Source organism: Escherichia sp. MOD1-EC6162, assembly GCF_002965125.1.
GTDB classification, from domain to species: Bacteria; Pseudomonadota; Gammaproteobacteria; order Enterobacterales; family Enterobacteriaceae; genus Escherichia; species Escherichia marmotae.
Window position 1 is genome coordinate 17,955 of the sequence record NZ_PTSB01000027.1, and the last position, 14,483, is coordinate 32,437.

Consider the following 14,483-nt stretch of genomic DNA (forward strand, 5'->3'; position numbering starts at 1 on the left):
TCTGGAGTATAGACAAGGGGTTAAGGAATACTGGAGCTATTCGAATTTCCTATTGCTCAACCGGAGGGAAATTAAATTGGAATCTATTTCAACTGCTCTTGAATAAGTTTGCCTAATTGTTTTACCGCTTGTTCTTCGCGTTCTCCCCACTGCCATGCAGTATTAAAACGAAAAAAACGTGACCAGTTTTCGCCAGTAGAAAACATTTTACCAGGCGCAATACTGATGTGATGTGCCAGTGCCTGAACACTTAATTCTCCCGCATCTAACGGTTCGGGAAGTTCCAGCCAGAGAAAATAACCACTGTCGTTATGGTGTATTTTGACTTCCACAGGCAGATAACGCAGCAGCGCCTGCCAGGCGCGTTGTTTGCGTTCCGCAAGCTGTCGACGTAGACGACGCAGATGGGCATCGTAGCGGCGTGTCGAAAGGTAATCCACCAGCGCAAGTTGCATCGGTGAGCTGGTGGAAAGCGTACTCATCAATTGCAAGCGTTGGATTTTACGCGCATGTTTTCCTGCGGCGACCCAGCCGATACGAAAACCTGGCACCAGGCATTTAGAGAATGATGAGCAATGCAGCACACGATCATATTGATCCCAGGCTTTTGCAGGCAGCGGTTTTTCCCGCCCAAAGTACAACTCGCTGTAGACATCATCTTCAATCAGCATCACGTTGTACTGGTTGAGCAACTCTACCAACCGCGCTTTTTTCTGCGGCGTTAAGGTAAAACCGAGCGGATTCTGGCTGTTAGTCATTAACCAACACGCTTTCACCGGATACTCCTGTAACGCCAGTTCCAGCGCCTGAAGGTCAATCCCTTCGTTAACATCCGTCGCCACCGATAACGCTTTCAGCCGTAATCGTTCCAGCGCCTGCAACGCGCCGTAGAAACAAGGATTCTCTACTATCACCCAATCGCCCGGTTCTGTGACTGCTTGCAAACCGAGATTTAATGCCTCTAATGCACCGGCGGTAATGACGATTTCATCAGGCGAAATGGTGATACCCTGTAAGGCATAGCGGCGAGCAATAGCCTGGCGAAGCTCGGCATTCCCTGGCGGTAGGTTTTCGATCACGCTCATTGCCGTGGCGGTTTTGCTTACTTGCGCCAGCGAGCGGTTCAATTGTTGCAGTGGGAAAAGCCGCGGATCGGGAAAGGCTGAGGCAAACGGCACTACCGACGGATCGCGACTGGCCTGCAACATGTCAAAAATATAGGTATTAATATCGACAGCTTCATCACGTGTGACCGGAATGACTGGCGCTTTCTGCATTTTTATTGTCTGTGGCGCAACGTAATAACCCGACTGCGGCCGCGCAATAATATGTCCCTGACTTTCGAGCAACTGGTAGGCATGGCTGACGGTCATAAAGCTCACGCCAGAAAGCGCCACCTGTTCACGTAACGAAGGCAGACGATCGCCAGGCTGCCAGATGCCTGACGCAATTTGCTCGCGTAATTGTTCCGCCAGTTGCTGGTATTTTTTCATTTTTGAATCGTTATAGTGTGCAGGTGATCCGGCAGTCTATATCAGTTGTTAAAAATGACAACTTTGTGTTAACTGTAATTAAACCATCACCAGCGATAACTCTTTGCCAAGCGCCTTAGCCGCGAGCTGGACGGCGTCGATTTTTGTCGCATGGTGCAAATTAAATAGGCGAGTAATCTCCTGTTTAGGTTTGCCAATTCGTCTGGCTAACTCTTGCTGAGTGATTTCTGACTGTAAAAAAGCATTTAGCAGCAATACCTTAGAAGCAACACTTAAAGGTACTTCAATAAAGTGATCGTTGTTATTCAATGGCGAAGGTAACGGGATGAGTTCGTTATCTTCAAAATAAAAATCAAATGCGGTCAGTAAGGCATCTTTTGCTGCTTCCATCGCTTCAGCGACCGTTTCTCCCTGCGTCAACGCTTCGGGGATATCCACAAAAGAAACCATATAACCGCCTTCCGGCGCGGGTGTAAGAGTGACGGGATAACGCATAATTTCGACTGTCTCTCGCATGTCATTAACCTTTTTAATTGGCGATTAACTCAAACCGAGTTGTTTCAGAATTGCTTTACGCAATGGTTCTTTAATCTCTTCGCTGGGGTGACGCGGCATGACACTGCGCCTCCCGTGAAACCTGAGTTTTAAATGGTTGCTGCCATTCGCTACATCGACGCCCTGAGATTCGAGCCAACGTCTGAACTCGCTTTGTTTCACATCGCCTCCCTGCCGCTGAGTATATCAACAAAGTAAACATTATTGTTTACCTCCGTGTGTAATTTGCTCGAAAATAGCACTTAATCGCCGCAACGGCAGAATGCAATGCAAAATCAGGAAGGCAGATTCCAGAATTTCTTTGCGCTAATTTGCAAAACAGAATAATAACCTCAAGAAACTGTCGGCATCATAGCGGCAAAAGGTAAGAAAAAGGTGGCGGGATGTTTACGAAGGCGTTATCGGTAGTCTTATTAACCTGCGCGCTGTTCTCCGGGCAACTAATGGCAGGACACAAAGGACATGAGTTTTTATGGGTGAAAAATGTGGATCATCAACTGCGCCATGAAGCGGACAGCGATGAATTGCGCGCCGTTGCGGAAGAATCGGCAGAAGGCTTACGCGAGCATTTTTACTGGCAAAAATCACGTAAACCAGAAGCGGGTCAGAGTTGAGTCGTTTGTTGCCGGATGCGGCGTGAACGCCTTATCCGGCCAACAATATCATGCAGATTCAATGAGCTGTGAATAACCCTGAAAACTTGCGGTTTATCCTTTCCGCTTCGGCAATGTTTTCAGCAGATCATCCGGGCTTACGGATGCAACAACGCTTCCCGGTAACGGCATTTTCAGAATGTGATTTTTGATTTTGCCGATGACGTGCATCTCACATGGACGGCAATCAAACTTCAGCGTTAACACTTCATCGCCGTTAACCAGTTGCATTGGTGTTGCCTTCCAGCTTTTGATATTGCCTTTCGCCTGCTTCGGACACAGATTGAAAGCAAAGCGCAGACAATGCTTGGTGATCATCACCGGAACCTCGCCCTTCTCTTCATGTGCCTCATACGCCGCATCAATCAGTTGCACACCATAGCGATGATAAAATTCACGCGCTTTCTGGTTGTAAACATTCGCGAGGAAACTCAGATGCGTTTGCGGATAAACCGGCGCAGGATCAGCAACCGGTTTACGACTGCCGCGCTGGTAACTGGCAAGACGCGCGGCATCCAGCATTTCGGCGGCTTCACGACGGAACTGATTTAACAGGCTGTTTGGCACAAACAGCGCCCCCGGCAAGTTAATTTGTACATCACGAGCGTAATAGATAGTCTGCCCCAGCTTCGACAATCCCTCTTTCAGATTGGTGAGTGCTTTTTCGGCGTTATTCGCTTCGTCGAATTGCCCATCCAGGGTATGAGTGATGCTGACGCCCTCTTCGCTGGTTAACGTCAGAATGAGTTGTTCCTGCCAGCCGCCAAGTTCAATATCTACAGCGACCCGGCGCTCACTGGAGGTTTTGGTCAGCGCCTGTTGCCAGTTATGGTCAAGGTTACGGTTAAGCGGATGATGTGGACGAATTTTATGCAGCTCTGCTGGCATCTCATTTGGCCAGACGCGGTACTGGTTTTTCCCCGTTTTCTCTACCGTGTTGGCACGAAAGCCGACGACTTCACGTTTAATCATTACGTTCAGACCATCGCCGTTAGCCAGCGGTTCGGTGACCTCAACATCGAGATGATCTTTAGCAACGTTCAATACTTCACCCACTGGCAGGCCAATAAATTTCGGGGAATCGAACGCGCCAATGTCGCCTTTACGCGCGTTAACAAAGTAGTCTGTACTGCCACGATGGAAGGTTTTTTCCGTCGAAGGTACAAAAAAGTGCTCGGTACGACCAGATGAAGCACGTGCCAGATCGCCACGTTCTTCAATAATGGCATCCAACCTCTGGCGATAATGCGCGGTGATATTCTTCACGTAGCTCATATCTTTGTAACGCCCTTCAATCTTGAAGGAGCGCACACCTGCATCAATCAGAGCGCCAAGATTGGCAGTCTGATCATTATCTTTCATCGACAGCAGATGTTTTTCATAGGAAACCACCCGCCCCTGATCGTCTTTCAACGTGTATGGTAAACGGCACGCCTGTGAGCAATCGCCACGGTTGGCGCTACGCCCCGTTTGTGCATGAGAAATGTAGCACTGACCGGAATATGCCACGCACAGTGCACCATGAATAAAGAACTCAATGGTCGCGTCTGTGGCCTGATGAATCGCGCGGATCTGTTCCAGGTTAAGCTCACGCGCCAACACGATCTGCGTAAAGCCAACGTCAGAGAGGAACTTCGCTTTTTCCACCGTGCGAATATCACACTGCGTGCTGGCGTGCAGTTCAATCGGTGGAATATCAAGTTCCAGAATCCCCATATCCTGCACAATCAGTGCATCAACGCCGGTCTGATAAAGATCGGTAATCAACCGCTGCGCCGGTTCCAGTTCTTCGTCATGCAAAATGGTATTAAGGGTGACGAAAATTTTTGCGCCATAACGATGAGCAAATGGCACCAGTTCGGCAATATCTTTCAGGCTATTACTGGCGTTATGACGGGCACCAAAACCAGGGCCACCGATGTAAACAGCATCGGCACCGTGCAAAATAGCTTCGCGGGCAATGGCGGCATCGCGTGCCGGGCTTAACAGTTCAAGGCGATGAGAAGATACGGTCACTTTCTTATCCAGTAGCTGAAAAATGGCGGCTATTTTAGCCACAAGCGTGACGTTGCGAAATAGTTTTCCTGTTTAACTACGTGGGTAATGAATGAGGGAATGAAAATGCACGCTTTGCTCGTCACGGTTGCAATAGGCATGAGCGACATCGGCGGCAAAACGGATGCCTTCTCCACGATTAAGACTATGCCACGCGCCATCAACGCACAGTTCAAGCTGCCCTTCGATGACGACGACATGTTCAATCACCCCCTTTTCGTGTGGCGTCGATTCACTTATTGCGCCAGGAGCCATCAGGATCGAAAAGTGTTCAAAGCAGAGTTGTGGATCATAAGGAAACAACGAGGTGATCACCATCGCCTGCTGTTGTGGATCATAAACTGATGGTATAGCGTTCTGCGGCGGCGAAATAAACGTCGAAAACGGCACGTTCATTCCGGTGGCGATTTTCCATAATGTCGCGACCGTCGGGCTGGATTCATTACGTTCAATCTGCCCTAACATCGCTTTAGAAACGCCCGTAACTTCTGCCAGTCGAGAAAGACTCCAGCCTCGTTGCTGACGAAGATATTTAAGCGTGGCGGATAAATAGTGAGCGAGATTTTCCATGCGACTCCTCCTGCAAAACAGGAGTTTATCACTTGTGCGTTATAACGGACAAATGCTACGGTGCCTGTCCGCTATAACGCACGAGGTGATTATGCGTCTGTTTTCTGTTCCTCCACCTACATTACTGGCGGGATTTCTGGCGGTATTGATCGGCTACGCCAGTTCGGCGGCAATAATATGGCAGGCAGCGATTGTCGCGGGTGCCACCACTGCGCAAATCTCCGGTTGGATGACGGCACTGGGACTGGCAATGGGGTTCAGTACTCTTGCCCTGACATTGTGGTATCGCGTGCCGGTTCTGACCGCATGGTCAACGCCTGGCGCGGCTTTGTTAGTAACAGGATTGCAGGGACTCACGCTTAACGAAGCCATCGGCGTTTTTATGGTCACGAACGCGTTGATTGTCCTCTGTGGTGTGACGGGATTATTTGCCCGCCTGATGCGCATTATTCCGCATTCTCTTGCAGCAGCGATGCTGGCCGGGATTTTATTACGCTTTGGTTTACAGGCGTTTGCCAGCCTGGATGGTCAGTTTACGTTGTGCGGAAGTATGTTGCTGGTCTGGCTGGCGACGAAGGCTTTTGCGCCACGTTATGCCGTAATCGCGGCTATGGTTGTCGGAATTTTTGTGGTAATACTGCAAGGTGACATTGTCACAAAAAATGTTGTTTTTAAACCCGTTCTTCCTGCTTATATCGATCCAGAATTTTCGTTTTCTCACAGTTTAAGTGTTGCGCTACCACTTTTTCTGGTGACGATGGCGTCGCAAAACGCGCCGGGGATTGCAGCGATGAAAGCGGCTGGATATTCGGTTCCCGTTTCGCCGCTGATTGTCTTTACTGGACTACTGGCACTTCTATTTTCTCCGTTTGGCGTTTATTCCGTAGGGATTGCGGCAATTACTGCTGCTATTTGCCAAAGCCCGGAAGCGCACCCGGACAAAGATCACCGTTGGCTGGCCGCCGCCGCGGCTGGCGTCTTTTATTTACTGGCGGGTTTATTTGGCAGTGCCATTACGGGCATGATGGCTACCCTGCCCGTAAGTTGGATCCAGATGCTGGCGGGTCTGGCGCTGTTAAGTACCATTGGCGGCAGTTTGTATCAGGCGTTGCATAATGAACGTGAGCGCGACGCTGCTGTGGTAGCATTTCTGGTAACAGCGAGCGGACTGACATTGGTTGGGATTGGTTCAGCGTTTTGGGGATTAATTGCCGGTGGCGTCTGTTACGTGATGTTGAATTTAATGGCTGGTAGAAACCGATAATAAGAAGCGCCATCTTACGATGGCGCGACTGGTATTACTTTTTGTTAACGTCAAACATGGTGGCATCAGTCGCCATGTCATCAATAACTTGCTTAATGTTTTCGAAAGCCATTGGTGTACTTTCGTTATTCAGGTCTTTACCTTCGCCCTGGCGAACCACTTTAATCACCGGTTTGTTGGTAGCCGCGTCAATCAGCTCACCTTCAAAGTACAAGCGGGTATCCATGGTACGGTGGCCCGTCGCCATTTGCGTCCCCGCAACAACTAATGCGACAGGAACAACTTCATAGAACTGTAACCCTTCTTTGCTGGTATCAACACCGGTAATAGCACCACGGAAAATCAGACTACGTGGGCCAGCGGTAGTCACCAGTGGTTTACGCTGCGCAATCGCTTCTTTCATTTCGGTGTTGGTATAGCTCAAAATTTTATCCAGAACTTTCTGCCCTACCTGGGTAGAGGCTTTTGGCACTGGGTAATAGGTGATCGGATTCCAGACAATGCTGTCATATTTGCTTTGATCAAAATTTGGATCAACCCAGCGCAATACCGGTTTGCCCGTTGCTGACGTTGTTTCTTGAAGGTTGGAGTAATTGTTTAAAAAACCAGAATATTTATCCGGCTGGGTGATTTTAGAGGCACAACCAGACAGAGCCAACAAACCGCATAAAGCCGCAACTTTCGCAATCGATGTGGTACGCATGAATAATTTCCTGAGATAATTATATTACTTTTTAAGTTATAGCAAAAAGCGCCGCTTCGTGTTGTGGCAAAAAAAGTGTTGTTGAAAATAAATTTTCCAGCCCCTTTTCTGACAATATAGTCAATGACGAAAAGGGGGCTGAGTCAATCATCAGTTGTTAATCTTCAGGATGTTAAGCTAATAAAAAACTTCGCTTCTTGTGATTTATTTCACACCATATTGATAAAAAACATGCCTACCGAAAAGAACAGCCGTTAATCATCTCTACGCGAAGCATTTCCATACGCATTGTCCTTTTCTGATTATTTTTTGCGCGACAACATAGTAGCAAAACGTAGTTTAATACGATTACCGTTGGCGTCGGTTCGGTGTAGTTCACCAACGTCTTCATTGTATTTCAGCATCTCCCAGCCTTCGTAATATCGACGCAACTCCCCCTCTTTGAAGGCAAATGGGAAGCCGACAGTACATGGGAAATCAGCGGTATCCATTGCCGCCACAATCAGGTTGTAACCGCCGGGTTTTGTGCAGCGCTGCATATTCGCAATCAGCCCTGGGATGGTTTTCGCCTCCAGGAACATCAGCACCACAGTAGAAAGAATAAAATCGTACTGTCCATCAAACGTGAGGCTATTCAGATCGACAACCTGAGTACGTAAATTTTCCAGATTTTCAATGGTTTTAATGCGCTCAACGTTGGCAATGCTCATAGCATTTTTATCCCATGCGTCAACATCAAAACCATTAGCTGCAAGGTAAAGGCTATTACGACCATTGCCACAGCCCAGATCCAGCGTTTTACCCGGTTTAACCACTTTCACGGCTTCCAGAACTTCGGAATGTGTGCGGGTTAATTCATATTTATCAGTAAAGTAGTTTTCATCACGAATGATCATTCTTTGTCCTCGGATTTCATTAAAACGGCGCGCTCAGTTCTGATTAATAATTTCCCCTGCATCAGAAGCGCGAAAGTACGGATGAGCAGTAATGCGATAATAAAATTGGTAAAGATAAATAGCGGCACCGCCAGCGTATGGAAAAAACCATTATCGCTGCCGCTACCCAGATGCAAACCGGTGGTTGCCAACGCGGATACGCCGAACGAGAAACTCCAGAATGAGGCATTAAACGGTTGCGAGAGATACCACGGCATCAGGCGCAACATGAACAGTAGTTGCAGCAGCCCATAACCGAAAAGCATTTTCGCCAGTGTGTCACCCTCGCCACCGTTAACGCTTAACCAGGCGCTACAAGCGACCAGCGCAGGGGCAAGCTGAATACCGAGCGATGTCCGCAGCGCCGTGGGTAACTCACCCGAACTACGCAGCCGTTGAAGGATCACCGGTTCAAGACTCAACCAGGAGAAGACGCCAGCGCCTAAAAAAACCAGACCGGCATCAGTGTAACCTAACGCACCACAGGCCATTGCGCTGATAAAGTTATTGGCAACAGTCGGCAAATAAAGCCCCGGTGTCGTCGCTTCTTCAGGGTGAGAACCGCGCCATAATCCGGCAGTTTGCCAGGCGGCGTAAACCAGTTGAATCACTACGCCAACGCTGAACAGACACACTGCCAACGGGCGATACCACGGCACGAAACCAATTGCTACCAGCATCGTCGTTGCCGGAAACAAACTAACAAAACTGCTCATCACCGGATGGCGCACTTCTGCCAGCACACTGTGCGGAAAGCGCACCAGCCGGGTGATAAATGCCGTGGTCAGTAATCCCCAAATGATCATCGCCAGGATCACCAGACCATCACCTAACCAGTGACTGACCTGCCAAACCTGGCTGGCATAGCGCCAGGCAAACCCCATCCCTATCGTTCCCAACACAATGCCAAAGTAGCCAGCCGGTAAATTGAGCACTTTATCGCTCTGTATCTTCTTACTCATTTTGTTTAATTTATAAAGTATATTTTAAATGCATTTTATGGAAATTTCTCAAACATAGCCAGAGTCGCAGAATTTGCTACGGTTATAGTAAGTCACCTGCGGGAAAACGCTATGCGCAAATATCGTCTCAGTGAAGAACAGCGAGCCTTTAGTTATCAGGAAGATGGCGATAAAAAGAGTGTGTTATTACGGCAGATTATTGCCGTAGCCGATTTTAACGATGTGATAACGGGAACCGCTGGCGGCTGGATCGATAGCGAAACGGCGCTGGCACAGGAGGGAAATTGCTGGATTTACGACCAGAATACCATTGCTTTCGGCGGAACGGTTGTTTCCGGTAATACGCGTATCACCGGTAGTTGCGTGCTGCGGGGAGAGGTCTACGCAACGGATAACACCTGGATCGATAATAGTGAAATCAGCCAGGGTGCACATATAAGTGACAACGTCACGATTAAAGACTCATTAATATGTGGTCAGTGTAGAATTTTTGGTCATGCCTGTATCGATCAACATTCAATGATCGTCGCCACGCAAGGGCTAACGCCCGACCACCATCTTCTGCTGCAAATTTATGATCGCGCCAGGGTTAGCACCTCGCGAGTTGTCCATCAGGCGCAAATTTATGGCGATGCCGTCGTCCGGTATGCATTTATTGAGCATCGCGCCGAAGTTTTTGATTTTGCCCGTATTGAAGGCAATGAAGAAAACAACGTCTGGCTGTGCGACTGTGCGAAAGTCTACGGTCATGCACGTGTGATTGCCGGGACAGGAGAAGATGCCATTCCCACCCTTCACTACAGTTCCCAGGTAGCGGAACATGCCACGGTAGAAGGTAATTGTGTGTTAAAGCATCATGTTCTGGTTGGTGGTAACGCCATTGTGCGTGGTGGTCCGATTCTGCTCGACGAGCACGTTATCATACAAGGTGACAGTTGCATTACAGGCGCGGTAATGATTGAAAACCATGTGGAGATAACCGACCACGCCGTCGTCGAAGCCTTTGATGGCGACGCTATTCATGTACGTGGTCCAAAAGTTATTAACGGCGAGGAACGTATTACACGAACGCCTCTGGCGGGATTATTGTGAATCGATAATGCGCGCGTATATATTCACATCATCGTAAGCATCGTTAAGGAATTCAGCCTGTTTCAGACAACCTTCCAGTGTAAAACCATTACGCACGGCTACCTTGTTGCTTTGCGGATTGTCCACCCGACATTTGATCACGAAGCGTCGTAGCTCACCAATCCGGGCATAATGATGAATAAACGCCTGCAGCGCCTGAGAAATAATCCCCTGTCCCTGATGGGACTCGTCCAGCCAGTAGCCGATTTCCGCCGTTTTATTCAGCGGTTCTATACGATTAAATGAGATAACGCCGACGAGTTCATCTTCTTTGAAAATCATGAACATTTTGGCATAGCCGCGTTGATGCAACATCATATTGCCCTGCACCGTTTTTCGCGTGTCCTCTTCGCTGTGCACAAACTGCGGCCAGTTTAACGATTGTTGTAACCAGGTTTTGTTTTTACAGGTTAATTGATACAGCGGTGTGACGTGTCTTTCTTCAACGGCACGTAATTCAAGTGATTCACTCACTTTAATCGTCTCGGTCATAATCCTTACATCAGTTTAAAAAGCCGCCCTGCTGGCGGCTTAGAAAGTTTACATCTCTTTGACGCTTTCCTGCTGCAGGATTTTAAGCATCTCATCCTTTAACTGTAACTTTTGTTTTTTCATGCGAACCACTTCCGCATTGTACCCTCGACCGTCAGAACCTTCCTTTCTGGCAATTTCATGATCAAGTTTATTGTGTTTATCGAACAAGGACATAAAGCGAGGATTTTCGTTTTTCAGACGGGATATTAAATCTCGGTATTCTGGAAACATACGCACTCCCTGTTAGTGGCTGACAAGGTGTATCTGAAATACACACCATCAGATTACTCATTTAACGTAAGGAAAAATGCGATGTTTAACCAGACGGCACCCTCCGGAAGAAGGTGCCGAAGAAAAGACGATTAATTCATCACGCGATCGTCAACATACTGACGTTTATCCGGTGCTGGTGGGAAATATTGATACAGCCATGTTTCACTGATGGCATCGCCCTGACAACGTAGATACATCCGCATATCAACCGGTTCGGTAGAGTCCGAGGTCGGATACCAGTCAAACTGAATACGGTAACCATCTATTGGTTCAATGTAGAGAATTTCGATTTGCTTCGCTTCACCACTGGAAAGCGTGATGACCGGTTCAATCCCTTTCGGCGCTGCTGCTTTCAGATCACCACCGACAAAATCGACGGCGAAACGACGCGCCCATTTTTCCGGATAGTGTTCACCTGGTGCCCAGCCTTCCGGAAAACCACCCATGCCGGTACGCGTCGCCATAACTCGCGCTAATGGACAATGAACAGGAGGTTGCGCACTCCAGTACAGACGATACTGGAACGCCAGTTCGTCGCCCGCTTTAATTGCTTTCTCCGGTTGCCAGAAACAGACAATGTTATCCAGCGTTTCCCCAGTTGTCGGGATCTCCATCAAACCGATAGTGCCTTTCCCCCACTGGTTACGTGGCTCCACCCACAGACTTGGGCGTTTGTTGTACCAGCCCATGATGTCCTGATAATGGGAGAAGTCGCGATCCAGTTGCAATAAACCAAACCCTTTGGGGTTGTTGTCGGTATAGGCATTGAACTGCAATTTTTGCGGGTTATTCAGCGGACGGCAGATCCACTCACCATTGCCCCGCCACATGGAAAGACGGTCGGAGTCATGGATTTGCGGATGGATGGTGTCACACATCCGACGTTCGTTAGTACCACAACTGAACATGCTGGTCATCGGCGCAATGCCCAGTTGTTTAATGTCTTTGCGCGCATACAGGTGATTCTCAACATCCATAATCACCTGGCTCTTCTCACAATGGATGGTGAACTTATAGGCACCGGTAATGCTGGCACTATCGAGCAACGCATAAACGGTAAAGGTGGTTGCACCCGGTTTTACCGTATCGAACCAGAAAGCGGTAAAGTCGGGGAACTCTTCTTTGCTGTCGGTATAAGTGTCGATCGCAAGACCACGCGCCGACAAACCATATTGATAAGTGTCATCAACAGCACGGAAATAACTGGCACCGAGGAAAGAAACTACGTCGCGGCGCGCCAGTTCTGGCGCTTTAAACACTCGGAACCCCGCAAAGCCGAGATCGCTTTGCCCTTCCAGTTGTTTGGTATCGACACCCGCATCGTTGTATTTGAATAACTCCGGGCGGAAGTGAATTTCGCGCGCCAGATGAGTTGCCGGATCGACAGAGAACATGCGCACGCGGCGACGGAATCCCATTCCCATATGGAAGAACTGAGCGTCAAGCTGGCGATTTTCAACGTTATGCCATAACGATTTTTCGGCGTCGTATTGAATGCTGTTATAGGCCTGAGGCGTCATTGTCGCCAGCGTATCGGGTAACGGACGCGGCGCGCCTCGCCACGTTTTTTGCGCTAAATCATGCGCCATTGACTGTAAAATAGAGAAGTCAAAACGCTGAGTTTGCCCGTCGGCAATGTCCGATTCTGCTGCGAACGCAGCCTGAGAAAAAAGAGAAGCAATGCCGCTAGTCCCGCACACGGCGGCCATAGCCATTGAACCTTTAATAAATCGTCTACGATCCATACCTGAAAGTGAGTCCTTCTGGTGTAGTGAATGGTCCCGCGCTGGTCGTATTCAGCGGCAAGAAAATGCTTGTTTATAACCGCTCACTCTAGACAATATTTATTAATAATCCAATTGTTAGACACAGAGAATCTGCACAAATTGGCATTTTTTTTCTGTCGATGGGAAGAGCCTGATTCGTTTGTAAAATCAGGCAAATTTTTGCAAAGTCGGATGCACCGAATTTTAAAGCAAACCACAGCGACGTTTACTGCGTTCTTCCGCTTCCTGATAGAGCTGAAACTCATCAAACACCGGACACCCCAGCGCCTGTTCAAAAGCTTCCCGGCTGGCATTGCCGCGACTGCGCATTTGCGTTTCATTGCCCAGATTCGACTGGAAGATCCCCGCAGCACTAACCGGCAGAAAATCCTCATAAGTAATAGGTTGCGCTACGACCCAACCACGTTCGATCAAAGGTTGAGGATCATCACCGGGATGAATCGCCCGACGATGTGCCTCACCCGACGGCGTCAGGCGATAACGAAACCATGCCAATCCATGCTGTCGCATCAGAAATTCACTGTCCGGAAAGGCACTAAAGGTTTCCTGCAGATGAAGTTGGTGAGTGAGATTATCCTGTCCTGTTCCGGCATTACGCAGAAGTACATCATACAGTTGCCGTCCTTTCGGCGTTAACGCCACACCGCGTTGCTCTATCTCGCCAAAGCGCGCGGTATGCGTCCCCTGCTTTTGCCCTGCAAACATGACCGACTCTTCCAGCGCCTTAAAGCTGGTCTGGCGCAGTAAAATCGGCACCTCGCGGCGCGGCGGTCCTTCGATCAGAATTTTGGGTTCGATACCGCATTCGGGCATCATCGACTGAACTCTGTCGATATCCAGGGTACGTGGCGTCAGGTGGTTAATATGGCAGCCGTGAAAACAGACCACATCAGCAATTAGTCGATGTTCGTTATGCAATGCGCGATAGGTTTCTTCATCCACCGTTGCCGATTGATGCCAGCGAAACGTCTCCAGAGCTTCCTGCACAAACTCCCGTGCCTGTGCTTCGCTAAAGCCACCTTCCTGATCATATTCATCTAACAGTTGTCGACAACGCGGGGTAAAGATATCGCGCTGATGCAAAATCTCCGCCGCCCTCTGGCGCAAGGTTTCGTTTTCGATAAGCTCAAGGCGAAGTAATGAGGTAAAAACCCGGAAAGGATTACGCGCCAGCGAGGCATCATCGATAGGACGAAATGCCGTGGAATGTACCGGCACGCCCGCCTGCGAGAGATCGTAATAGCTCACCGGATACATCCCCATAATGGCGAATATCCGCCGTAATGTAGCAAGCTCCTGCGCAGTTCCCACACGTATCGCGCCATGACGTTCAACGTTAAGTCGCGCCAGCTCATCCGCATTAACCATTTTTTCATGCAGTTGGGGATTGTTTTCCAGCACAGCCAGATTTACATCAGCTACCAGTTCCAGCAACGTACCGTACTGTGGAACTTCTTGCTGATACATGGCAGACATTGCCTGCGAAAACTGTTCCCGAATCTCATCCGCCGTGATGCTGTTCGCCATAATATCTGCCTCCAGTGGTCGATAATCTGGAGTGTAGGTAA

Annotated in this window: 15 protein-coding genes; 3 read left to right on the forward strand and 12 right to left on the reverse strand. The window is 48.9% G+C overall.

Going from position 1 to position 14,483, the window contains the following annotated elements:
* Positions 1–83 precede the first annotated feature (83 nt).
* The 3 genes from A9587_RS18890 to hicA form a co-directional block, all read right to left on the reverse strand.
* A complete protein-coding gene (locus A9587_RS18890; RefSeq protein WP_061091001.1) occupies positions 84–1,493 on the reverse strand; it encodes an aminotransferase-like domain-containing protein in 1,410 nt (469 codons plus the stop codon).
* A gap of 78 nt (positions 1,494–1,571) precedes the next feature.
* Entirely contained in the window at positions 1,572–1,988 is a 417-nt protein-coding gene (gene hicB / locus A9587_RS18895; protein ID WP_077627724.1) for a type II toxin-antitoxin system antitoxin HicB, read from the reverse strand.
* Positions 1,989–2,033: 45 nt separating this feature from the next.
* Positions 2,034–2,210, reverse strand: a complete 177-nt coding sequence (hicA, locus tag A9587_RS18900) for a type II toxin-antitoxin system mRNA interferase toxin HicA (RefSeq protein WP_000813795.1) — start codon at positions 2,208–2,210, stop codon at positions 2,034–2,036.
* Between the two features lie 221 nt (positions 2,211–2,431).
* On the opposite strand from hicA, the gene A9587_RS18905 reads away from it, so the two are divergent.
* The gene (locus A9587_RS18905; RefSeq protein WP_000494240.1) at positions 2,432–2,662 is read left to right on the forward strand and encodes a DUF2554 family protein; all 231 of its coding nucleotides are present in this window, start codon (positions 2,432–2,434) and stop codon (positions 2,660–2,662) included.
* 93 nt (positions 2,663–2,755) lie between these two features.
* On the opposite strand, the gene rlhA is transcribed toward A9587_RS18905, so the two are convergent.
* Together rlhA and A9587_RS18915 are read right to left on the reverse strand one after the other, a co-directional pair.
* Entirely contained in the window at positions 2,756–4,717 is a 1,962-nt protein-coding gene (gene rlhA / locus A9587_RS18910; protein WP_024193578.1) for a 23S rRNA 5-hydroxycytidine C2501 synthase, read from the reverse strand.
* A gap of 72 nt (positions 4,718–4,789) precedes the next feature.
* The gene (locus A9587_RS18915; RefSeq protein ID WP_000429073.1) at positions 4,790–5,326 is read right to left on the reverse strand and encodes a helix-turn-helix domain-containing protein; all 537 of its coding nucleotides are present in this window, start codon (positions 5,324–5,326) and stop codon (positions 4,790–4,792) included.
* Between the two features lie 52 nt (positions 5,327–5,378).
* On the opposite strand from A9587_RS18915, the gene A9587_RS18920 reads away from it, so the two are divergent.
* The gene (locus A9587_RS18920; protein WP_105263700.1) at positions 5,379–6,590 is read left to right on the forward strand and encodes a benzoate/H(+) symporter BenE family transporter; all 1,212 of its coding nucleotides are present in this window, start codon (positions 5,379–5,381) and stop codon (positions 6,588–6,590) included.
* A 34-nt stretch (positions 6,591–6,624) separates the two neighbouring features.
* On the opposite strand, the gene A9587_RS18925 is transcribed toward A9587_RS18920, so the two are convergent.
* The 3 genes from A9587_RS18925 to tehA form a co-directional block, all read right to left on the reverse strand.
* Positions 6,625–7,293, reverse strand: a complete 669-nt coding sequence (locus tag A9587_RS18925; RefSeq protein ID WP_001261035.1) for a DUF3313 domain-containing protein — start codon at positions 7,291–7,293, stop codon at positions 6,625–6,627.
* 302 nt (positions 7,294–7,595) lie between these two features.
* Complete coding sequence (gene tehB / locus A9587_RS18930) at positions 7,596–8,189, reverse strand: tellurite resistance methyltransferase TehB (RefSeq protein ID WP_105263691.1); 594 nt, start codon at positions 8,187–8,189, stop codon at positions 7,596–7,598.
* Positions 8,186–9,178 (reverse strand): dicarboxylate transporter/tellurite-resistance protein TehA, encoded by a 993-nt coding sequence (gene tehA, locus A9587_RS18935; protein ID WP_024191883.1) that lies wholly within the window; start codon positions 9,176–9,178, stop codon positions 8,186–8,188. The genes tehB and tehA overlap by 4 nt, the downstream gene beginning before the upstream one ends.
* Before the next feature lie 123 nt (positions 9,179–9,301).
* Between tehA and ydcK the strand changes: the two genes are divergently transcribed.
* Positions 9,302–10,282, forward strand: a complete 981-nt coding sequence (gene ydcK / locus A9587_RS18940) for a YdcK family protein (protein WP_105224566.1) — start codon at positions 9,302–9,304, stop codon at positions 10,280–10,282.
* On the opposite strand, the gene rimL is transcribed toward ydcK, so the two are convergent.
* From rimL to hglS, 4 genes are all read right to left on the reverse strand, one after another.
* Positions 10,274–10,813, reverse strand: a complete 540-nt coding sequence (gene rimL, locus A9587_RS18945; protein WP_001516425.1) for a 50S ribosomal protein L7/L12-serine acetyltransferase — start codon at positions 10,811–10,813, stop codon at positions 10,274–10,276. The genes ydcK and rimL overlap by 9 nt on opposite strands.
* 48 nt (positions 10,814–10,861) lie before the next feature.
* Positions 10,862–11,086 carry a YdcH family protein gene (locus A9587_RS18950; protein WP_001516426.1) on the reverse strand — a complete coding sequence of 75 codons (225 nt, stop codon included), beginning with the start codon at positions 11,084–11,086 and terminating at the stop codon, positions 10,862–10,864.
* Positions 11,087–11,217: 131 nt separating this feature from the next.
* Entirely contained in the window at positions 11,218–12,873 is a 1,656-nt protein-coding gene (opgD, locus tag A9587_RS18960) for a glucan biosynthesis protein OpgD (protein WP_061090526.1), read from the reverse strand.
* Positions 12,874–13,098: 225 nt separating this feature from the next.
* On the reverse strand, positions 13,099–14,442 hold the full coding sequence (gene hglS, locus A9587_RS18970) for a 2-oxoadipate dioxygenase/decarboxylase HglS (RefSeq protein ID WP_001516428.1): 1,344 nt from the start codon (positions 14,440–14,442) through the stop codon (positions 13,099–13,101).
* Positions 14,443–14,483: the final 41 nt, after the last annotated feature.